Source organism: Christiangramia gaetbulicola, assembly GCF_003054225.1.
GTDB lineage: Bacteria > Bacteroidota > Bacteroidia > Flavobacteriales > Flavobacteriaceae > Christiangramia > Christiangramia gaetbulicola.
This window is the reverse complement of record NZ_QBKQ01000003.1, coordinates 666,527-688,672: the sequence shown is the minus strand read 5'-3', so window position 1 is coordinate 688,672 and position 22,146 is coordinate 666,527. Positions and strand designations below refer to the sequence as shown.

General features: G+C 40.1%; 19 protein-coding genes. All 19 read right to left on the bottom strand.

Features of this window, described 5'->3' with window-relative positions:
- Positions 1-131 precede the first annotated feature (131 nt).
- Complete coding sequence (gene argH / locus C8P64_RS14655) at positions 132-1,409, bottom strand: argininosuccinate lyase (protein WP_108172821.1); 1,278 nt, start codon at positions 1,407-1,409, stop codon at positions 132-134.
- Between the two features lie 172 nt (positions 1,410-1,581).
- Complete coding sequence (locus C8P64_RS14650) at positions 1,582-2,649, bottom strand: M20 family metallo-hydrolase (RefSeq protein WP_108172820.1); 1,068 nt, start codon at positions 2,647-2,649, stop codon at positions 1,582-1,584.
- Positions 2,649-3,428 carry an acetylglutamate kinase gene (gene argB, locus C8P64_RS14645; protein ID WP_108172819.1) on the bottom strand — a complete coding sequence of 260 codons (780 nt, stop codon included), beginning with the start codon at positions 3,426-3,428 and terminating at the stop codon, positions 2,649-2,651. Before argB ends, C8P64_RS14650 begins: the two co-directional genes overlap by 1 nt.
- A gap of 79 nt (positions 3,429-3,507) precedes the next feature.
- The gene (locus C8P64_RS14640) at positions 3,508-4,455 is read right to left on the bottom strand and encodes an N-acetylornithine carbamoyltransferase (protein ID WP_108172818.1); all 948 of its coding nucleotides are present in this window, start codon (positions 4,453-4,455) and stop codon (positions 3,508-3,510) included.
- Between the two features lie 167 nt (positions 4,456-4,622).
- Complete coding sequence (locus tag C8P64_RS14635; RefSeq protein WP_108172817.1) at positions 4,623-5,768, bottom strand: aspartate aminotransferase family protein; 1,146 nt, start codon at positions 5,766-5,768, stop codon at positions 4,623-4,625.
- A 2-nt stretch (positions 5,769-5,770) separates the two neighbouring features.
- On the bottom strand, positions 5,771-6,565 hold the full coding sequence (proC, locus tag C8P64_RS14630; protein ID WP_108172816.1) for a pyrroline-5-carboxylate reductase: 795 nt from the start codon (positions 6,563-6,565) through the stop codon (positions 5,771-5,773).
- A gap of 211 nt (positions 6,566-6,776) precedes the next feature.
- On the bottom strand, positions 6,777-7,742 hold the full coding sequence (gene argC / locus C8P64_RS14625; protein ID WP_108172815.1) for an N-acetyl-gamma-glutamyl-phosphate reductase: 966 nt from the start codon (positions 7,740-7,742) through the stop codon (positions 6,777-6,779).
- A complete protein-coding gene (locus C8P64_RS14620; protein ID WP_108172814.1) occupies positions 7,739-8,926 on the bottom strand; it encodes an argininosuccinate synthase in 1,188 nt (395 codons plus the stop codon). The genes argC and C8P64_RS14620 overlap by 4 nt, the downstream gene beginning before the upstream one ends.
- Positions 8,927-9,132: 206 nt before the next feature.
- Entirely contained in the window at positions 9,133-9,777 is a 645-nt protein-coding gene (locus C8P64_RS14615; RefSeq protein ID WP_108172813.1) for a GNAT family N-acetyltransferase, read from the bottom strand.
- 459 nt (positions 9,778-10,236) lie between these two features.
- Complete coding sequence (ilvA, locus tag C8P64_RS14605) at positions 10,237-11,511, bottom strand: threonine ammonia-lyase IlvA (RefSeq protein ID WP_108172811.1); 1,275 nt, start codon at positions 11,509-11,511, stop codon at positions 10,237-10,239.
- Positions 11,511-12,980, bottom strand: a complete 1,470-nt coding sequence (gene ilvC / locus C8P64_RS14600) for a ketol-acid reductoisomerase (protein ID WP_108172810.1) — start codon at positions 12,978-12,980, stop codon at positions 11,511-11,513. Before ilvC ends, ilvA begins: the two co-directional genes overlap by 1 nt.
- On the bottom strand, positions 12,977-13,516 hold the full coding sequence (gene ilvN / locus C8P64_RS14595) for an acetolactate synthase small subunit (RefSeq protein WP_108172809.1): 540 nt from the start codon (positions 13,514-13,516) through the stop codon (positions 12,977-12,979). Before ilvN ends, ilvC begins: the two co-directional genes overlap by 4 nt.
- On the bottom strand, positions 13,516-15,249 hold the full coding sequence (gene ilvB / locus C8P64_RS14590) for a biosynthetic-type acetolactate synthase large subunit (RefSeq protein WP_108172808.1): 1,734 nt from the start codon (positions 15,247-15,249) through the stop codon (positions 13,516-13,518). Before ilvB ends, ilvN begins: the two co-directional genes overlap by 1 nt.
- Positions 15,250-15,260: 11 nt before the next feature.
- Complete coding sequence (ilvD, locus tag C8P64_RS14585) at positions 15,261-16,934, bottom strand: dihydroxy-acid dehydratase (RefSeq protein WP_108172807.1); 1,674 nt, start codon at positions 16,932-16,934, stop codon at positions 15,261-15,263.
- A 631-nt stretch (positions 16,935-17,565) separates the two neighbouring features.
- Complete coding sequence (locus C8P64_RS14580; protein WP_108172806.1) at positions 17,566-19,089, bottom strand: carbon-nitrogen hydrolase family protein; 1,524 nt, start codon at positions 19,087-19,089, stop codon at positions 17,566-17,568.
- A gap of 84 nt (positions 19,090-19,173) precedes the next feature.
- Positions 19,174-19,806, bottom strand: coding sequence for a response regulator transcription factor (locus C8P64_RS14575; protein ID WP_108172805.1), 633 nt, complete (start codon positions 19,804-19,806; stop codon positions 19,174-19,176).
- Positions 19,799-20,587, bottom strand: a complete 789-nt coding sequence (locus C8P64_RS14570) for a sensor histidine kinase (protein ID WP_108172804.1) — start codon at positions 20,585-20,587, stop codon at positions 19,799-19,801. The genes C8P64_RS14575 and C8P64_RS14570 overlap by 8 nt, the downstream gene beginning before the upstream one ends.
- 74 nt (positions 20,588-20,661) lie before the next feature.
- On the bottom strand, positions 20,662-21,405 hold the full coding sequence (locus tag C8P64_RS14565) for a hypothetical protein (protein ID WP_108172803.1): 744 nt from the start codon (positions 21,403-21,405) through the stop codon (positions 20,662-20,664).
- Positions 21,406-21,476: 71 nt separating this feature from the next.
- A complete protein-coding gene (locus C8P64_RS14560) occupies positions 21,477-22,145 on the bottom strand; it encodes a hypothetical protein (RefSeq protein ID WP_108172802.1) in 669 nt (222 codons plus the stop codon).
- Position 22,146 lies beyond the last annotated feature (1 nt).

Sequence of the window (22,146 nt, the reverse complement as noted above, 5' to 3'; positions counted from 1 at the left end):
TTCAGGAGGCTTTTTTACGAAAAGATCTTTGTCATTCAGAACATAGCGATAGCGTAGTGAAGAATCTTCATACTATAGATTCCTCCCCCGAAACATCGTGTTCGGAATGACAACCGAATGTCATTCATAGCCTAAAGCTGCTGCAACTTGTTCTTGATCAAGTTCAAAGAAAGGTTATCCTTACTTCCCGAATGCGTGTGCTTCATTCCTTCTGAAGCTTCATAAGCACCACTTTGAACCTGCTCCCCTATTATTTTATAAGCATCCCTGAATGATTTACCATTGATCACCAGTTCGTTGATGCTGTCTACAGTAAACAGGTACTTATATTTTTCATCCTTAAGATCTACTTTCTTGACCTTGATCTGGGCGATGGAGTGCGTAGAAATATCCAGGATCTCTTTCATATTTTCAACGGCATAAATGCTATTCTCTTTGATAAGCTGAAAATCCCTGTGGTAACCACTTGGCAGATTGTTGGTGATTAGGATCATTTCATTGGCAATAGCCTGCAACTTATTGCATTTGCCTCGAACCAGTTCAAACACATCGGGATTCTTTTTATGGGGCATGATACTGGAACCTGTGGTGAGCTCATCCGGGAAAGTAATAAAATCAAAATTCTGACTCATATACAAACAGATATCCATCGCGAACCTGGATAATGTATTTGCCAGTGAGGCTATATTGGAAGTTACCGTTCTCTCGCATTTTCCTCTGCTCATTTGTGCCGCCACCACATTAAATTTCTGAGTTGAAAAGCCTAATTCCTTTGTTGTAAATTCTCTATCAATAGGAAATGAGGAACCATAACCGGCTGCGGAACCTAAAGGATTCTGGTCCACGATTTTTAATCCGGCTTCTAATAAATAAAGATCATCAATTAGCAATTCGGCATAAGCTGAAAACCACAACCCAAAAGATGATGGCATTGCTACCTGAAGATGGGTGTATCCAGGAAGGACCTTTTCCTTGTGCTCATCGGCCAGGCCTAGGAGAACATCTATCAAGGTTTTTGTTTTTTGGGAGATCTGTTGCAGGTTCTCTTTGAAATATAGCTGCTGGGCTACCAGAACCTGGTCGTTTCTTGATCTGGCGGTGTGGATCTTTTTTCCGGTATCTCCTAGTTTTTTGGTGAGTTCAAGTTCTATCTTAGAATGAACATCTTCAAAATCCTCTTCGATCTGAAACTCACCCTTTTCAAGCTGATCTTTTAAAACATCAAGTTCTGCTACAAGTGACTCTACTTCCTGTTCTGTCAGGATACCAATCTTCCCCAGCATCTTAGCATGGGCTTTGGAAGCCTGAATATCATATTCGGCCAGATGCATATCCAGTTCGCGGTCATTACCAACGGTGAATTTTTCTATCTGTTTGTCTATTGAAATACCTTTATCCCAGAGTTTCATAATTGTTTTGTTTTAAGTGTCACCTCGAGCGCAGTCGAGAGGTCTTTTAATTTTGTCATTCCGAAGGAGTTTACGACTGAGGAATCTCAGATTTCTCACTACGTTCGAAATGACATTATTTATTTCTTTGTCGCACTTCGAAAGGCTCAGTGCATCAGGTTTAATTCAAGTTTTACTTCAACGCCTTCTCAAGCAGCTTTATATATTTTTCTATTCCTTCCTCGATCTCCTTTACATAAATAAATTCATCTGCCGAATGAGATCTGGTGGAATCACCAGGTCCTAATTTTAAGGACGGACAACTCAACATCGCCTGATCACTCAAAGTTGGAGAACCATAAGTTTCCATTCCCAGATTTATCCCGGCTTTAACCAGTTCGTGATCCAATGGAATTGAAGACGAATTTAATCGTAAACTTCGGGCATTGATCTCGTCAACCGGAGCTTCATCTTTTAAGATCTGCTCGATCTCCTTATTGCTGTATTTATCATTTACCCTAACATCAATGACCAGATGCGTTTTTGCCGGCACTACATTATGCTGACTGCCTGCATTGATCTGGGTTACGGTCACCTTTACTTCTCCAAGGTTTTTAGAAACCTTTTCCAATTTGAAGTTTTCAAACCACTCCAGAACTTTCGCTGTTTTATAGATAGAATTATCATTATTTGGATGTGCTGCATGCGAGGGAGTTCCTTGCACCACCGCATCAAAAACTACCAGGCCTTTTTCAGCAACCGCGAGGTTCATCAGCGTAGGTTCTCCTACAATAGCAACATCGATTTTAGGAATTTCTGGAAGTAACGCGGCAATTCCATTCTTACCGTTTATCTCCTCTTCAGCCGTTCCTGCGAACAGAATGTTATGACTTAGATTTTCATCTGAATATAAATAGGTGAAGGTGGCTAACAGGGAAACAAGGCATCCGCCGGCATCGTTACTACCTAATCCATATAATTTACCATTTTCGATATCTGCTTTGAAGGGATCTCTGGTGTAGGCTGAATTCGGTTTTACCGTGTCGTGATGAGAGTTTAGCAAAAGTGTAGGCTTGTCCTTCTCAAAATGCTGATTAATGGCCCAAACGTTATTTAAAAACCTCTTATGCGGAATTTCATGCTGTTTGAACCAATTCTCAAGCAGATCGGCTGTCTTTTCTTCCTCACCTGAAAGTGACTGAGTCTGGATCAGGTTTTTAAGTAATTCTATTGCCTCTTGCTGAAGTTTTTCTAACTGCATTATTTTACAATTTTGGTATGGATAGAATTCTTCTTCAATAACCCAGCATCCCCAAGAATTACTGCAGAAACTCCTTTATTTATTGCTTCAAAACAATTATGAAGTTTTGGTAACATTCCGTCTGTGATCACTTTTGAAGCTACCAGTTCTTTATAATTATCAGAATTCAACTCCGGGATTACCGAGTCTTCATCCTCAATATCGGTCAAAACACCTTTTTTCTCCGAACAGTAATAAAGCTTTACTTCATAAGACTTACTCATCTCAACCGCAATCTCTGATGCAACTGAATCTCCATTTGTATTCAACAAAACACCTTCCTCAGTACATGAAATTGCTGAAAATACCGGCACCATATCCAGAGAAAGAATTGAATTAATAAAATCTGAATTCACTTTTTCTATATCCCCTACAAAACCATAATCGATCTCTTTTACTTCTCTTCTTTTTGAGATCAGTACCTTACCATCTGCCCCGCATAGTCCGATTGCATTTTGTTTCCTGGCCTGAAGTTGAGCTACGATACTTTTATTCAGAAGTCCGCCATACACCATGGTGATCACTTCCATGGAGTCTTTATCAGTGATCCTTCTGCCATCGACCATTTTAGTCTGAAAACCAAGTTTTCCGGTGACTTCGGTGGCTTTATTGCCTCCTCCATGAACAAGGATCTTTGGACCTTCCAATTGCACAAAGTCTTCCAGAAAGGAATTCAGAGAAGCTTCGTTTTCAATGAGCTTCCCTCCTATTTTTATGACTTTCAGGGTTTGTTTCATCATTTTTCATTATCGTCAAGCTGAACTTGTTTCAGCTTCTCAATAGATCCTGAACCAAGTTCAGGATGACAGTGATTTACTCCTATTTTGAACATTCTAAAATTCTCTTCAAAACCGCCTGTGTGGCAAAAGTCCTGTTATTTGCCTGGTGAATTACGATCGAGTTTTCACTATCAAGAACATCATCAGAAATCACGACATTTCTTCTCACCGGGAGGCAGTGCATCACCTTCGCATTATTAGTATTTTTCAATTTAGCCTGATCTACTGTCCAGTTCTTTTCTACATTTAAAACCTGGCCATAATCCTCATAACTACTCCAGTTCTTTACATAGACAAAATCTGCATCCTTGAATGCCTTATCCTGATCATGCTCCACTTTCACTCCATTTCTAATATGTGGCGCAAGATCATATCCTTCAGGATTGGTGATCACAAAATCAACATCCAGGCGTTGCATAATTTCGGCGAACGAATTTGGAACAGACTGAGGCAGGGCTTTTGGATGTGGCGCCCAGCTTAAAACAACTTTTGGCCTTTCCGCTTTATTAAATTCCTGAATGGTGATTGCGTCCGTCAAAGCCTGTAATGGGTGACCAGTTGCGCTTTCCAGGTTCACAATTGGCACCGAAGCATATTTTTTAAAACTATTCAGCACATGTTCAGATTCATCTTTTTCCTTATCCTTTAGTCCGGGAAAAGCTCTCACTGCGATAATATCACAATATTGAGAAAGTACGGCCGCGGCTTCTTTGATATGCTCGGCTTTATCTGAATTCATGACCGCACCATCCTCAAATTCCAGCGCCCAGCCATCTTTATCGGCATTCATCACCATTACTTCCATACCCAATAACTTCGCAGCTTTTTCAGTGCTTAAGCGTGTACGCAGACTGTTATTGAAAAAGAGCATTCCCAGGGTTTTTCCTTTTCCCGGCTTAGACGATGCATTTTTAGATTTCAGGCTTCTTGCTTCCCTGATGATAGTTTCGACATGATCGATGTCTGATAATGTGATGTAGTTCTTCATTTTAGAATTTAGTTAGTTGTCATTCCGAAGAAGCTTACGACTGAGGAATCTTAGATTTCTCACTTAGTTCGAAATGACATTCTTCTATTTTATTTTTTCGTCAAGCTGAACTTGTTTCAGCTTCTCTTTAGATCCTGAAACTCCAGAAGCATCGGGACAGGATGACTTTAAACTTTATGATGTTGCTCTTTTAAAACCTTCTTTAATGCCTCAAAAAAACTTTCAAAATGTTCTTTTTTAATATTCAATGGTGGCAGGATACGCAGCAACTTTTTATTAGAAGATGCCCCGGTAAAAATCTGGTGTTCAAATAAAAGTTCTTTCCTGAGGGCTGCGATCTCAAAATCGAATTCCAATCCAATCATCAAGCCTCTTCCCTTGATCTTTTTGATCTCCGGAATTTTAACAGCTTCTGCCTTTACAAATTTGGAAACCTCAGCAGCGTTTTTCATTAGATTTTCCTCCTTAATTATATCCAATACAGAAATTCCTGCGGCACAGGCCAGGTGGTTTCCACCAAAAGTGGTTCCCAGCATTCCGTATTTAGGCTGAATATTATTATCGGTCAGGATCCCGCCAATCGGAAATCCGTTGCCCATTCCTTTAGCCATAGTGATAATATCAGGCCTGATGCCATGTTTCTGAAATGCGAAAAAATCGCCAGTTCTTCCGTAACCAGATTGTACCTCATCTGCAATGAGCATTACCTGATTCTCTTTACATAATTCAGCGGCAGATTTATAGAATTCAGATTCAGCTTCATCCAATCCTCCAACTCCCTGAATGATTTCAAAAATGACCGCGGCCACATCACCTTTTTCGATCTCCTTTTTCAAAGATTTAGTATCATTAAAAGCCAGTTTTGTAGCTTTATGGCCAAGATTAAAAGGCGCTTTAATAGATTCATTATCGGTTATGGCAACTACCCCTGAGGTTCTTCCGTGGAAAGCATTTTCAAAATAGATGATCCTGTCTTTCCCGGTTTCAAAAGAGGCAACTTTTAAGGCATTTTCATTTGCTTCTGCTCCTGAACTGCACAAAAAGAGACTATAATCCTTAACTCCCGAAACTTTTTCCAGCTTATCTGCAAGTTCCTGTTGAAGGGGGTTTTTGATCGAATTCGAATAGAAACCCAGCTTTGCGGCCTGTTCCTGAATAGATTTCACATATTCCGGATGTGCATGCCCAACAGAGATCACCGCATGCCCACCATAAAGATCCAGGTATTTTTTCCCGGATTCGTCAAAAACATAGCAGCCTTCACCTTTTACCGGCGTAATATCATATAGTGGGTAAACATCAAATAATTGCATTATTACTGATCTGAAATATTATTAATTTTTTTGAATGAGGCCTGGATTCCTTTGATCAACGAGGAACTAAGTCCGTTATGTTCCATTTCATTAAGACCTTCAATGGTGCATCCTCTGGGAGTAGTCACTTTATCGATCTCCTCTTCAGGATGTTTCCCAGATTCGATCAACAGACTTGCAGCCCCCAAACAGGTTTGCATAGAGAGCTCCTGAGCGTCTTTTGCATCAAAACCGAGTTGTACGGCTCCCTGAGTGGTTGCGCGTATCAAACGCATCCAGAAGGCGACTCCACTAGCGCAGATCACCGTGGCAGCCTGCATCTTATTTTCAGGAATGATAATACTGCTTCCTAAGCGATTGAAAATAGCTTCGGCAATCGTGATCCTCTTCTGTCCTTTTTCATTACTGCATAGACAGGTCATCGACTTTCCAACAGCAATCGCGGTATTAGGCATCGACCTAATGATAAAATGATCTTCCCCCACGATGCTTTCCATCCGCGGAATTTTAAACCCGGTAACGGTAGAGATCAACACATGTTTATCTGTGAGTTCGTCTTTGATCTCGTAAAGGATCTTTTCCAGTTGAGTAGGCTGAACGGCGAAGATCAGGATGTCTGAATTCTTTACAACTTCCAGATTATCTGAAGTTACGGTCACTTTTGAATATTCAGAAAACTCCTGAATGTCATCAAGTTTGCGTTTACTCAGATACAATGTAGTAAAGGCATTACTAAAAATGAGTCCTTTCGCAATGGAGACTCCCAGATTTCCTGCACCAATAATTCCTATTTTCATATCAATATTCTTTTTAAATCGTCCAGCTTATAGACCTCACAGGTTTCGAAACCTGTGAGGTCTCTCTACCCTAATTATATTTAACAGTCATAGCGAGCGGAGTGTTCACGAAGCGACGCAATCTTAAGTTTAAGAACTACCACAATTCGACTGCGCTCATTGTGACAAAGCTCAAACCGATTCTTCGCAGGACATTTCTCAATACTCAATTCTAAAAATAACTCGCTTTTAAATTCAACCCCATTTTCTCATCCAGGCCGAACATCAAATTCATATTCTGCACCGCCTGACCTGAAGCTCCTTTCAACAAATTATCAATTATACTGGTCACCAGCAATTTATCACCGAACTTCTGTAATCTTAGCAGGCATTTATTTGTATTGACGATCTGTTTCAAATGCAAATCCTCATCGGTTACAAAGGTGAAAGCTGCGTTGGCATAAAACTCTTTATATAATTTTTCTGCTGCATCCAGATCATCTGAAAATCTGGTATAAGCCGTAGCATGAATTCCTCTTGAGAAATTACCTCTGTTAGGAATAAAGTATACCTCTGCTTCATGATCTAACTGCAGCTGCTTTAAACTCTGGCCGATCTCGTTCAGATGTTGGTGCTCAAATGATTTATAAGCTGAAAAATTATTATCCCTCCACGAAAAATGAGTGGTTTCTGAAAGTGAAGTTCCCGCTCCGGTTGCTCCGGTAACTGCATTTACATGAACATCATCTTTAATAAGTCCGTTTTTAGCCAAAGGAAGAATTGCCAGAGTGATCGCTGTTGCAAAACATCCGGGATTCGCAATAAAATTTGCTGACTTAATTTCCGCTTTATTCAATTCCGGAAGGCCATAAACAAAAGCGTGATCATCAGATTTCTGTCTGAAATCGGTACTCAGGTCAATGATCTTTGTATTTTCTGAAAATTGATTTTCAGCAAGAAACTTTTTTGAATTACCATGCCCCAGACAAAGAAAAACTACATCAACTTCTGTATTGATCTTATTGGTGAACTGAATTTCGGTATCCCCAATAAGATCCTGGTGAATGCTATGAATCGGTTTCCCGGGCTGAGAAGTACTGAAAATAAAGTTCAGGTTTACCTCAGGATGATTAATTAAGATCCTGATCAATTCTCCTGCGGTATATCCTGCGCCTCCTATAATTCCTGCTTCGATCATGATTCCTGATTTACGTGTTGATAGATCTTGCCGGAATTCGACAGTATCTTGATGAATCCTTTAGCATCATCTGCGGTCCATGCTTTATTCTCTTCACCATAATTCCCGAAACTGCTGTTCATAAGATCATTCGGAGATTTGATTCCATCCAAAGTAAATCTGTAAGGATGAAGAGTAACGAACACATCACCGGTCACTTTAGCCTGAGAACTTTCAAGCTGTGCTTCAAAATCGCGCATTACCGGATCCAGATATAATCCTTCGTGCAGATGCATACCATACCAGTTTGAGGTATAATCCTTATGTTGAAGCTGCCATTTGCTCAAGGTATGTTTCTCTAACAAATGATGAGCTTTGATCGTGATCAAGGCAGCAGCGGCTTCAAAACCAACTCTTCCCTTGATCCCAATGATCGTATCACCCACGTGAATATCCCTGCCAATAGCATATTTAGAAGCAATTCCTTCTAAAATTTCTATATTCTTTTCAGGTGAATTTTCAGTACCATTAACGGCAGTCAGTTCTCCTTTGGTAAAACTAAGTTTTACCTGTTTTGGTTCTTTATCTTTTAACTGAGATGGATAAGCTTCCTCCGGCAACGGCATTTCTGAAGTCAGCGTTTCTGCCCCTCCAACACTGGTGCCCCAAAGTCCTTTATTCACAGAATATTTGGCTTTATCCCAGTTCATCTCCACGCCTTTACTCTTCAGATACTCTATCTCTTCCTGTCTGCTAAGCTGTTTGTCTCTGATTGGAGTGATGATCTGAATACCTGGCGCGATAATCTGAAAGATCATATCGAATCTCACCTGATCATTTCCGGCTCCGGTACTTCCATGAGCGATATACTTTGCCCCTACTTTTTTGGCATAGTTCACGATCTCGATCGCCTGGATGATCCTTTCTGCACTTACCGAAAGGGGATAAGTATCATTTTTAAGAACATTTCCAAAAATGAGATACTTCACTACTTTTTGATAGAAGGAAGAAATGGCATCGATATTCTTATAACTGCTGGCACCGATCTTTTTTGCATTATCGCCAATCTTCTTAATTTCTTCTTCTGAAAAACCACCAGTATTCACACTCACTGCATGAACTTCAAATCCTTCTTCTTCAGATAAATATTTCGCGCAATAAGAGGTATCCAATCCTCCGCTGTATGCTATTACTACTTTTTTCATTTGTATATATTCTTCAAACGTCAAGCTGTCCCAAAGCATCGGGAGATTCAGCTTCTCAATAGATCCTGAAACTCCCGAAGTATCGGGACTGGATGACGAGTTATTTATATTTATTCCTTTTTTGCCACGAATGCACTAATAATTTACGTCATTCTTTATTTCCTTTTTTTTTAAGGAGGGGTGTCCGACATTGTCGGACGGGGTGGTCAGTTTTCTTTTTCTGCCTTTTCCTTTTTATAGAAAAGGGTTTGTTTGATATGTTTTAATCTCTGAAAAGCTTTGTCGTTGAATTTGCTAATGCTCTCGGGAGTTTTCTTTTTCTCTTTTTTCTTTTCCGGATCGTATAACATCCCTGTACAAAGACACATTTTTCTTTCTGTCCTTGTTAGAATATCATAATTCTTACAACCCTGACAACCTTTCCAGAAGGTCTCATCATCGGTTAATTCAGAAAAGGTAACCGGCTGATATCCCAATTCATAATTGATCTTCATGACCGCCAAACCGGTTGTGATCCCAAAGATCTTGGCAGTAGGATATTTAGTTCTGGAATGCTTAAAGATCACCTTTTTGATCTCCTTAGCCAGTCCATGATTTCTGAAATCGGGATGAACAATAAGACCTGAATTAGCCACATACTTATCGTGGCTCCAGGTTTCTATATAGCAGAAACCGGCAAATTGTTCTCCTTCAAGAGCGATTACGGCATTTCCTTTTTCCATCTTATTAATGATGTATTCAGGAGTCCTACGGGCAATACCGGTCCCACGGACCTTTGCCGACTCTTCGATAGTATTACAAATGATCTCAGCGTAAGAAGCATGAGATTTATTAGCAATGATAATTTTCATCTGCTAAGAAATTAAATTGAAAAAATGTTTTGATTTGGGGGTTTCGAGAGCGGAACCGGACTCACCTAAGTTCCATAGATATATAGACGCACTTACGTGCGACGGGGAAAACGTTGGCGCATAGGAGATATATCAGTAAAAGTGCTGATATAAAGTTTGTATTCTATGCTGTTTAAGTAATTCAAAATGGAAAAAATCAAATAATATTAATGGAAAAGGGTTTCAGTGGCACGACCTAGAAGCGGCGGCGGGGCCTGAAATTGAAACGGGGTAATATTATTTGTTTGATCGAAATCATAATGCAAATGTATGCAAAATTTTAATTGACAAGCATTTACAGGACTTAAAATTTTTAAATAAAATTTTAAGTCCTCACTCTCCCGAAATTGCAAAAAGCAATTTCGACCTCTCCTTCTGGAGAGGTAAATCGGTTACTCAGGGCCTAGCCCAAAGAATTTTTTATATCAAAAATTGAAATAAATTTGGATTATCATTTAAATACTCTCCATAAAAATTCTTCTTTTTCATCCTATCCACCAATGGTTTAAAGTCATTTGGGTCTTTTAACTCGATCCCAACCACCGCAGGTCCGTTAGACCTGTTGTGTTTTTTGGAATATTCAAAATGAGTGATGTCATCATTGGGTCCAAGAACTTTAGCTACAAACTCCTTTAAAGCTCCCGCTCTTTGAGGAAATACCACCACGAAATAATGCTTCAATCCAGAATATAGCAAGGCTCTTTCCTTGATCTCAGCCATCCTGATGATATCATTATTACTTCCACTAACGATGCAAACCACGTTCTTACCTTTAATTTTTTCAGAATAAAGGTCTAATGCCGAAATAGCCATTGCACCCGCCGGCTCTACTACCATCGCATCCTGGTTATAGAGATCAAGAATGGTCTGGCAGATCTTACCTTCGGGAACGGTGATCATTTCATCAAGATTCTTTTTACAGATCGCAAAATTCCTGGCACCAACTTTCTGAACAGACGCACCATCTACAAACCGCTCAATATTCTCTAATTCCACTACCTTACCTTCCCGCAAGGAAGTTTTCATCGAAGGCGCACCTTGAGGTTCTATACCTATGATCTTGGTATTAGGTGATAACTCCTTGAACATAGAAGAAACCCCGGCAAGTAATCCGCCACCTCCAAGGGGAGCGAAAATATAATCTATAGGCTCATCAGCCTGTTCAAGAATTTCCAAAGCTATGGTCGCCTGGCCTTCTATTACTTTTTCATCATCGAATGGATGAATGAATACAAGGCCCTGCTCTTCCATATGTTTCATGGCACTCTTAAAGGAATCATCATAAGTATCTCCCTTAAGGACGACATCTACCCATTCTCCTCCAAACATCTGGGTTTGCTCAACCTTTTGTTTCGGAGTAGTTCCGGGCATATAAATTACTCCCTTAACCTTTAATTTGTTGCAGGCAAAAGCAACTCCCTGGGCGTGATTTCCGGCACTTGCACAGATCACTCCTTTCTTTAATTGCTCCTGCGGTAAGCTGGAAATCTTGTTATATGCACCCCGAATTTTATAAGATCTAACCTGTTGCAGGTCTTCTCTTTTCAGCATGACATTGGCCTCAAAGCGTTTGCTATAAGTAAAGGATTCGGCTAAAGGAGTTTTTAAAACAACTTTGGAAATTCTTTCAGCAGCCTGTTTAACGGCCTCGAGGCTTGGTATATATGTTTTGTCTTTTTCCAGCAAAGTATTCATTACGCGTATATTTTCTTCATTGCGGTCATCGCAGATCTTAATTTAGCTCCGACCTCCTCAACAGGATGATTTTTTACTTCCTCATTCACTTTTTCCAGTTTCTGCTCATCAACATTTCCACCTTCGAATTTCTTCCCGGCAACTTCAGGCTCAAGAGAATTCACATAATCCTTGATCAAAGGTTTTGCAGCATGATCGAACAGGTAACAACCATATTCAGCGGTATCTGAAATTACCCGGTTCATCTCATACAATTTCTTTCTAGCGATAGTATTGGCGATAAGTGGAGTTTCATGAAGGGACTCATAATAAGCCGATTCTTCAATGATACCTGCATCTACCATGGTTTCAAAAGCCAGCTCCACTCCAGACTTCACAAATGCGACCAGCAATACGCCTTTATCGAAATATTCCTGTTCGCTGATCTCTTCAGAAGTCGCCTCGGTTTTTTCAAAAGCGGTGTTCTCGGTTTCAGCTCGCCAGGTATGTAATTCTTTATCGTCATTCGCCCAGTCTTTCATCATTCGGCTACTGAATTCCCCGGAAATAATATCATCCATATGTTTCTGAAATAATGGACGCATGGTTTTCTTAAGATCTTCGGAAATTTCATAAGCTCTCAATTTTGCCGGATCTGAAAGGCAATCCATCATCTGAGTGATCCCGCCATGTTTCAACGCTTCGGTAATAGTTTCCCAGCCATACTGAATCAATTTCGCGGCGTAGTTTGGATCTACTCCTTCAGCAACCATCTTATCAAAAGTAAGGATCGAACCTGTTTGAAGAACACCACAAAGAATGGTTTGTTCTCCCATGAGGTCTGACTTTACCTCCGCAACAAATGAAGATTCAAGAACACCAGCACGATGACCACCGGTGGCGTAAGCATAAGCTTTTGCCCATTCCAGGCCAATACCTTTAGGATCATTTTCAGGATGCACGGCGATAAGCGTAGGCACCCCAAAACCTCTTTTATATTCTTCACGAACTTCCGACCCCGGACATTTAGGCGCAACCATGATCACGGTCACATCCTCACGGATCTTCATTCCTTCTTCCACGATATTGAAACCATGGGAATAAGAAAGTACAGCTCCCTTTTTCAAATGAGGCTGAATAGCTTTGATCACCGAAGTATGTTGCTTGTCTGGAGTTAGATTGATCACCAGGTCTGCTTCGGGAACCAGTTCTTCGTAAGTTCCCACATTGAAATCATTTTCAGTAGCATTTTTCCACGACTGGCGCTTTTCTTTGATCGCTCCTTCTCTTAGAGCGTATGAAATATCTAGTCCACTGTCGCGCATATTGAGTCCCTGGTTGAGACCCTGGGCGCCGCAGCCCACGATGACTATTTTCTTACCATACAGGGCTTCTGCTCCATTACTGAATTCGTCCAGTTCCATGAAACGACAGGTTCCTAATTGATCTTGTTTTTCAGCTGTAGAAAGGCTGTTAAAATAGTTGGTCATGATAATGAGTTTGTTGTATTAAATTTTTCTAGTATTCCTGAAATCGGCATTTCATTTTTAGTTACCGCGATTGTCCCCGATCTTACGAATTGCATCAATCCATAAGGTTTCAGGGTTTCGTAAAGAGCGTCTACCTCAGTTCGTTTTCCGGTCTTTTCGATGACGAAAAACTCCTTGGTAACCGTCACAATGCGGGCATTGGTTTCCTTAATGAAGTCCTGAATATTATGATCGTCTAAAAAGTCCTGAGATTTGATCTTATAAAGAGCGGTTTCCTGATAGATGGTTTCAGCATCGGTATGATAAAATGCCTTGATTACTTCTATTTGTTTCTCGATCTGGCCTACGATCTTTTTGATCTGTTCTTCGGTCACATTCACAATGATGATAAAACGCATCACTTCAGTCACCTCGCTAGGTGAAGCGGTAATACTCTCTATATTGATGTGCCTTTTTAAGAAAATGGCCGCTATCCTGCTCAATAAACCAAGGTTGTTCTCTGTATATATTGATACTGTATAATTCTTTTTTTCCATTACTCTAATAATATGTCTGAAACTGCAGCTCCCGTTGGAATCATTGGGAACACATTTTCTTCCTGTTCAACTTTCACTTCAAGGAAATAAGCCTCCTTAGATTCCATCATTTCCTTCACCGCTTCCTCTAACTGACTCCTATCGGTCACCTGTTTTGCTTTGATGTGATATCCTTTAGCGATAGTTATAAAATCTGGATTTACCATGGTGGTGGAAGCATAGCGTTTATCGAAAAACAATTGCTGCCACTGTCTTACCATTCCCAGGAATCCATTGTTTAATAGCACAATTTTCACGGGAACCTTAGTCTGAAAAATAGTTCCCAATTCCTGAATGGTCATCTGGTAACCACCATCACCGATCACGGCAACCACATCCCTTTCTGGCTTGGCCATTTTAGCACCAATAGCTGCCGGAAGGGCAAAGCCCATAGTCCCAAGTCCGCCGGAAGTGACATTGCTTCTAGTGCCATTGAATTTGGCATATCTACAAGCTGCCATCTGGTGCTGGCCAACATCTGAAACGATGATAGCATCTCCCTTAGACTGGGTATTTATCTCCTGAATAACCTCAGCCATACCAAGGTCCTTTTTATTTACATCAAGGTTTCCTTTAATGACCTTTTCATACTCGGTCTTATACATATCCTTGAACTTCTGGTGCCACTCTTCATGAGAATTAGGCTCTAAAAGTTCCAGCAAAGCTTTCAGGCTTTCTTTTACATCTCCCAGAACAGGATAATCTGCTTTTACATTCTTATTTATTTCGGCTGGATCAATCTCGAAATGGATCACCTTGGCCTGTTTAGCGTATTTGTCAAGATTTCCGGTAACACGGTCATCGAACCTCATCCCGATAGCGATCAAAACATCACATTCATTGGTAAGCATATTAGGCCCATAATTTCCATGCATCCCTACCATTCCCACATTCAGCGGATGATCTGTTGGTAATGCGGAAAGTCCCAGAATAGTCCATGCAGCAGGAATTCCTGCTTTTTCAACTACCTTTTTGAAAAGATCTTCTGCGCCACCAAGAATTACCCCCTGACCCCAGACGATCATAGGTTTCTTGGCATTATTGATCACCTCGGCAGCTCTTTCAACCTCCAGTAGATTTAACTCAGGATAAGGTTTATAACTTCTAATTCCGGAACATTTCTTATAACTGAATTCCAAAGAAGCAAACTGAGCATCTTTAGTGATATCGATCAAAACAGGTCCTGGTCTTCCAGATTTAGCGATATAAAAAGCCTTCGCCATCACTTCCGGAATTTCTTCCGCCTTAGTGATCTGGTAGTTCCATTTGGTAATAGGCGTGGAAATACCAACGATATCGGTTTCCTGGAAAGCATCACTTCCCAGTAAATGCGATCCCACCTGCCCGGTAATGCATACCATTGGTGTAGAATCTATTTGTGCATCAGCAATTCCGGTAACCAGGTTGGTTGCCCCGGGACCAGATGTGGCAATGGCAACACCTACTTTTCCCGAAACCCGTGCATAACCCTGGGCAGCGTGAGTAGCTCCCTGTTCATGCCTGGTGAGGACATGGTGAATTTCCTTCTGATATTTATACAGTTCATCGTAGACGGGCATAATTGCCCCTCCCGGATAACCGTAAATAGTATCCACACCTTCTTCAAGTAAACATTTAATAACCGCTTCGGCTCCCGAAACAGTCAAGGTGTCTTTTGTGTTTACCTTTTCGAAACTTGCTGTTTTAACCTGCATAATTCACCGTATTAAAATTCATCTGTAACACAGCCCTGTGAAGCTGATGCTACTGTTTTTGCGTATTTATAGAGTACACCTCCGCTAACCTTGAAAGCAGGCGCTTTCCAGGCTTTTCTTCTTTCACTAATTTCTTCATCGCTCAAATGAGCCTCGATCCTGTTGGTTTCAGCATTGATGCTGATCTCGTCACCATCTTTAAGCAGACCTATGAGTCCACCCTCCTGAGCTTCAGGAGTGATATGCCCAACCACGAAACCGTGGGTTCCTCCTGAGAATCTACCGTCTGTAATCAAGGCCACTTCTTTTCCAAGTCCGGCACCCATTATCGCTGAAGTAGGTTTCAGCATTTCAGGCATTCCCGGCCCTCCTTTGGGGCCCTCATAGCGAATGACGACGACGTCTCCTTTTTGAACCTTACCGGAGGAAATTCCTTCGTTAGCTTCAAATTCACCATTAAAAACTCTGGCCTTTCCTGTAAATTTCAATCCTTCCTTACCCGTTATTTTAGCAACGGAACCCTCAGAAGCCAGATTACCGTATAGAATTCTGATGTGTCCGGTGGCTTTGATCGGTTTTTCCACAGGATGAATTACATCCTGGTCGAAAGGCAAAGGATCTACATTTTCAAGGTTTTCAGCAATCGTTTTACCGGTCACGGTCATACATTCGCCATGAAGTAATCCTTTTTCCAACATATATTTCATCACAGCCGGGATTCCTCCTATCCTATGAATGTCTTCCATAAGATATTTCCCGCTGGGCTTGAGATCTGCCAGAAATGGCGTCTCTTCACATATTCTTTCAAAATCTTTCAATCCAAAACTGATATCGGCTGCTTTCGCGATCGCTAAAAAGTGTAGTACCGCGTTGGTAGAACCTCCTAGGACGGTAAGTAAACGCACGGCATTTTCAAATGACTTGGCGGTAACGATATCCTTCGGTTTCAGATCATTTTCCAGTAAATATTCCATGGCCTCTCCTGCCTTGATACTTTCCTGAACTTTTTCAGGTCCGGTCGCCGGATTAGAACTATTAAAAGGAAGACTCATCCCCAATGCTTCAATTGCTGAAGCCATGGTATTGGCCGTATACATTCCGCCACAGGCTCCTGCGCCGGGACAGGCTTTTTCTATCACCGCCTGGTATTCTTCTTCCTGCATTTCACCGGAAACCTTAGATCCCCAGGCTTCAAAAGCAGAAACCACATCCAGTTTCTTTCCATTATGGCAGCCAGACGCGATCGTACCTCCATAAACCAGGACTGAAGGCCGGTTCAGTCTTAACATAGCCATCAAAGCTCCGGGCATATTCTTATCGCAACCAACAACAGTCACAAGCCCGTCGTAAGACATGCCTGCTACCACAGTTTCCATAGAATCTGCGATAATATCCCTGGAAGGAAGCGAATAGCGCATTCCCGGTGTTCCCATAGAAATACCATCACTCACCCCGATAGTGTTAAAAATAAGCCCATTCAGTCCTGCATTCTGAGTTCCTTTTTTCACCTCTTTAGCAAGATCGTTCAGGTGCATATTACAGGGATTACCTTCATAACCAGTACTTCCTATACCCACGAATGGCTTTTTGAAATCTTCTCTATTTAGTCCAATGGCGTGAAGCATTGCCTGCGAGGCAGGTTGTGAATCACTTTGTGTTATTTTGCTGCTGTATTTGGTATTCATTTAATTCGTTTCGGTTTCAATAAGATTTAAAAATACTTGGTTAACTATACTGTTTAAGACTCTTTACAAGTGCTCAATTAATTTCAATCTGGATTTGAAAATTATAACTTATTGTTTTCCAGTGTTTTAAATCATTTAATATTACGATAGCTAATGGATTTGATTTAAGCAAAACTTGAGTTACGGGAATAAAAAAAGCCATCTAAAAAGATGGCTTTGATTTATACTGGATAGAACGCACATCTTTCAGGGTCGGTTTTCGATAATCGAAATGACCTCAATAATAAAAGATGCAATAATGTTCTGGTTTGACTTAAACATAGTCCTAAAGTAGAGAAATAATTTTTAAATGGCTAAATATCAATGTATTAATTTCAATATCCTCCTTTTTAATAATGAAAAGACCCTGAAACGAGTGCAGGGTGACATTTTAGGATTCAATCGAATTATAGATAGGAAGCCTCTACTCCGCTCGGCCTGACATAAATATATAAGAGACCTGAATTACATTCAGGGTAACGTAAGACTTTCTTTTGTCATTCAGAGCGAAACGCAGTGAAGCGAATAATCTCTTTTCTCCAACATAAATCAACATGAGATTCCTCCTGCGTCGGAATGACAACTAAACACTTTACTTTTTCTTTTTCAAAGAATAAAGATCCTTTCTCCTGTCTTTCATATTTCGAACGCTTCCGAAGTTATGTAGCTCCTTTAAAAGATCAAGATCTACATCTACCAGTAAAGTACTTTCGGTATTTGGTGTAGCTTCAGCTTTGATCCCGTTAACCGGAAAAGCAAAATCTGAAGGAGTCAGCACCGCACTTTGTGCATATTGAATATCCATATTATCAACTTTCGGAAGGTTACCTACAGATCCAGCCATGGCCACGTAACATTCATTTTCTACCGCGCGTGCCTGGGCACAGATCTTCACCCTGGAATAACCATTCTGGGTATCGGTCATGAAAGGAACAAAAAGAATATTCATTCCTTCTTCAGCAAGGATCCTTGAAACCTCCGGGAATTCCACATCGTAACAGATCAATACTCCAACCTTTCCGCAATCTGTATCAAAGGTTTCCAGTTTATTTCCGCCTTTCATCCCCCAGGCAGTTTCTTCGGCCGGGGTAATGTGTAATTTTTCATAGCGCTCATAACTTCCGTCCCTGCGACATAGGAAACCTACATTATACATGTGTTCGCCAATAGCCTGGGGCATACTGCCGGTAATAATATTAATGTTATAGTTTATCGCGAATTCTCTAAAAGTCTCTAATAAACGCTCAGTGTAGTCTGAAAGTCCGCGGATAGCTTCCGGTTCAGAAAGATGATTGAACTGCGCCATCAAAGGGGCATTGAACAATTCCGGGAAAAGGATAAAATCACTCTGGTAATTACTCACCGCATCTACAAAGAATTCTATCTGGGAAACCAGGGCATCATAATCCTTGAACAATCGCATCTGCCATTGCACCAGGCCAAGTCTCACCACCGTTTTGGTAGTATTTACCAGCTTCTGTGGTTTGGTATAGTAGATATTATTCCATTCCATAAGTGTGGCAAATTCCTTGCTCTCATGGTCACCTGGAAGATATCCCTTGATCACCTTCTTTACGTGGAAATCATTGTTCAACTGGAAAGAAAGCACGGGATCGTGGATCTCCTGAAGTTTTACTTTTTCAATATATTTCTTTGGAGTAAGCTCTTCGGCGAATTTTGAATAATTCGGGATCCTGCCTCCAAAAATGATCGATTTGAGATTAAGGTGCTCGCAAAGCTCTTTTCTGGCTTCATAAAGACGACGCCCAAGTCGCATTCCGCGGAATTCAGGATGAATAAAAACATCTATTCCGTAAAGCACATTCCCGTTCTTGGTATGCGTCGAGAAATTCTCTCCTCCAATGATCTCTTCATAATTATGATTATCGTCAAACTTATCATAATCTACAATTATCGATAGCGCGCATCCTGCGATACGATTATCGATCACAATGCAAAGCTGACCTTCGGGAAATTTATTGACCAGGGTCTTGATCTCTCCTTTGCTCCAGTATTCATCAGGCATAGCCTGATAACTTTTGACCATGGAGATCTTCAACTCCTCATAATCCTTTACCTGTAAATTTCTTAGTTCAATTTTTGCTGAATCTATCACGGCACTTTAATTTTTGAATAAACGAAGATACTGCAGAAAGAGCAGTTAACGAATTTGAAATAAAAAATTTGAATTAAAGTATTCTTAAACTTCGCAAATTCCTTCTTTGATCGCGAAGATCACCAAGCCTACCCTGCTTTTCACATGCAGCTTATTGAAAAGACTCTCCCGGTAGTTCTCCACTGTCTTAGGACTAAGGTTCATCTCGCCCGCGATCGCCTTATAAGTAAGTTCGCTACAGGCATGGTTTAAGAATTCGAGTTCCCGGCCTGTAAGCTCCTCATATTTCTGCTTTCTTTCTTCACGGCTAAGGGCTTCAGAAATTGTTTGGTTAGAATAGTAACCGGAGCGGTCAATGGCATTAAGTGCATGCTCAAACTCTTCGGGATCGATATCTTTGAGTAGATACCCCCTGCTACCCAACCTGAGCATTTTTATGATCGTTTCATCTTCCTGGTCTACGGTAAGGGTTAGGACCTTTTGTTCCGGATGATTTTCTTTTAACCATTTCATGGTTTGCATTCCATCCATCACCGGCATGCGCATATCAAGAAGGATGATATCCGGATTTTGATCATTTGCGGTAAGATAATTCACAAGCTCCTCGCCGTTCTTGAAAACATTTGTCACTTCGAATCCGTCGAATGAATTAACGAGAATTTGTAGAGACTGGGCAAAAAGTCTATGATCGTCAACGATTATTATCGTTTTATTCATTTTTAGCTTTCTTGGTTGGATATCGTAAAGATAGCGAAGTTCCATTACCAATTGAAGAATCCAGATCAAATTCAGTATTAATGATCTGGGCACGGCTGCGCATATTTATAAGTCCAGAGCCAGAACTTTCTGCCTCGGCATCAAAACCTCTTCCATTTTCTTCTGCCGCAATTTCCAGGTAATTTGGTCCATAAGTGAATTTAACCTCCAATTTTGAGGCCGAAGCATATTTGATGATATTGGAGAAATACTCCTGCAATATTCTGAAAAGGATGATACTATCCTCCTGGTTTATCTGAAAAGGTGTTCCTTCAATTTTAAGATCTGCCTCTATTACTTCCAAGCGGTTAAAACGATCTATTTCATTTTTTACAGATGCCTCCAGGCCAACATAATCTATCACTTCATTATTCAAAGACCTTGAAAGCGACCTGATCTCGGCCAGAGAACTTGCCACTAGACCCTTCACCTCCTGAAAACCTTTCTTATTTTCTTCGGTGACTTTCTTGTTAAGTAAATTTAATTGCATGCTCGCCACAGCCAATAATTGCCCAATATTATCATGAAGTTCCCAGCTTACATTTTTTAGTGTAGCTTCCTGTATCTCAAGCCTAACATTGGAAAGTTCAGCCTTGAAGTTCTGTTCGGCTTCATATTTTTCCTTTAATATCTTATTCTTTCTTCTCTGGTAGGTAACAAAGAATACCACCGTAAAACCTGCCAGAAAAAGTATTACCAGGATAAAGTAGACAATGAGTAAGATCTCTTCTTTACGAAGCATGTTTTAGCAGTAGATTAGTGAAACAAGTATACATAAAATAAGTAAAACCATATTAGATCTCCTTCTCCCCAGTATTATCGGGATAAAACATGCTTTATACCATTCTGTTTGAATTTATAATCCATGTAGAACCCAATAGTAAAAAGTGAATAGAGAAAAATATTGGCATATCTATATACAATGGTATCCAGTGCCATGTATAAAGGATTTTGTGTACTAAAGAAACCGCTATAAATAATCAGCGGAATCAATGCTAAATTCCAGATTACCATCCCAACCGAAATATAGAATCTAATATCTCCGTAAAAATTTAGAATACGATCAGACTTTAATATTTCAAGGTAATATAACCCAATGCAAATCAACATTAGAAAAGTTCCACTTATGTTCACATAAGGATCGTAGGACCTAAAAAACTCTCCGATTGTGAGAAAACTTATAATGCTAAAAACCGGATATATTAAAAAACCTATAGAAAGTTTATTTTTTAGACTCTTATTATCAATGGCTTTAATATATATCCACGATATGCATAGGGTTGTTATAATCCTAAGACAGTTACCCCACCATATATTTCTACGAAAAATGGAATCCTTGTAAAAAGATAAAATTTTATAATCTTCCAGATAGGCCCAAATAGGAAGGTAAGCATAGGTTTCTAAAATCACTATAAATACCAGATAATAGACAAAAAATCTTATTTCCTGAACCGTAAACCGGGACTTCTGTAAATACCAGATACCAGCGATGGCAGCTATAATTTCGAATATATTGCCAACATAAAGCTTAGTTTCATCCAGGAACTCAAGTAATTTCATGCAAAAAAATATATCTGTTCATTAAAAAAATATCAGATTTTCGAATTCAGGATCCCATCATCAATTTTGAATCAACCGGTTAAAACCTTGTCGGATGCTCGTTTGGAAGAACAAAAGATAAAACCGAAGATGAACCAACTGTAAAAGAAAATATTCATGATAAAGAAGGTGAGTCTTTGTATCTCCACGAACTCCATGTTAGGCCGCTCATAATACTTACTATAAATGATAAATGGAGTAATCGCCAAATACCATAATAAAACTCCTGTGGAAATGTAAAAAGGCATCGACCGGTAAAAATATAATATCTCCTCACTTTGAAGCATTTCATAGAAGTACCTTAAAATCAGAGTGACGTACATAAAAGTACTTGCCAGGCTGGTAAATTGTGAATAGGCTTCAAAGTATACCCCAGAAAAAATTAAATTCAGGATCATTGCCGGTATAAAGAGAAAGGCTATATATCTCATGATCTTCTTGAACCCAGAGCTTTTTAGTTGGTTAAAAAAGAAAATTATATATACCAGGTATTCAATGATATTCCGAATATTATACAGCCAGAAATTACGCCTGAAATTCGTGTTTTGAACAAATCCGAAATATTCATATTCCGTGTAGTAAGCAACGAGCGTATAAAGAGCGGTAATTTCCACAAAGAAACTCAACCATAAGAATGCGACAATCAGCCTGAATTCATATCCTGGATTTTCATTTTTTTTGATGTAAAGAGTTCCTGCCAAC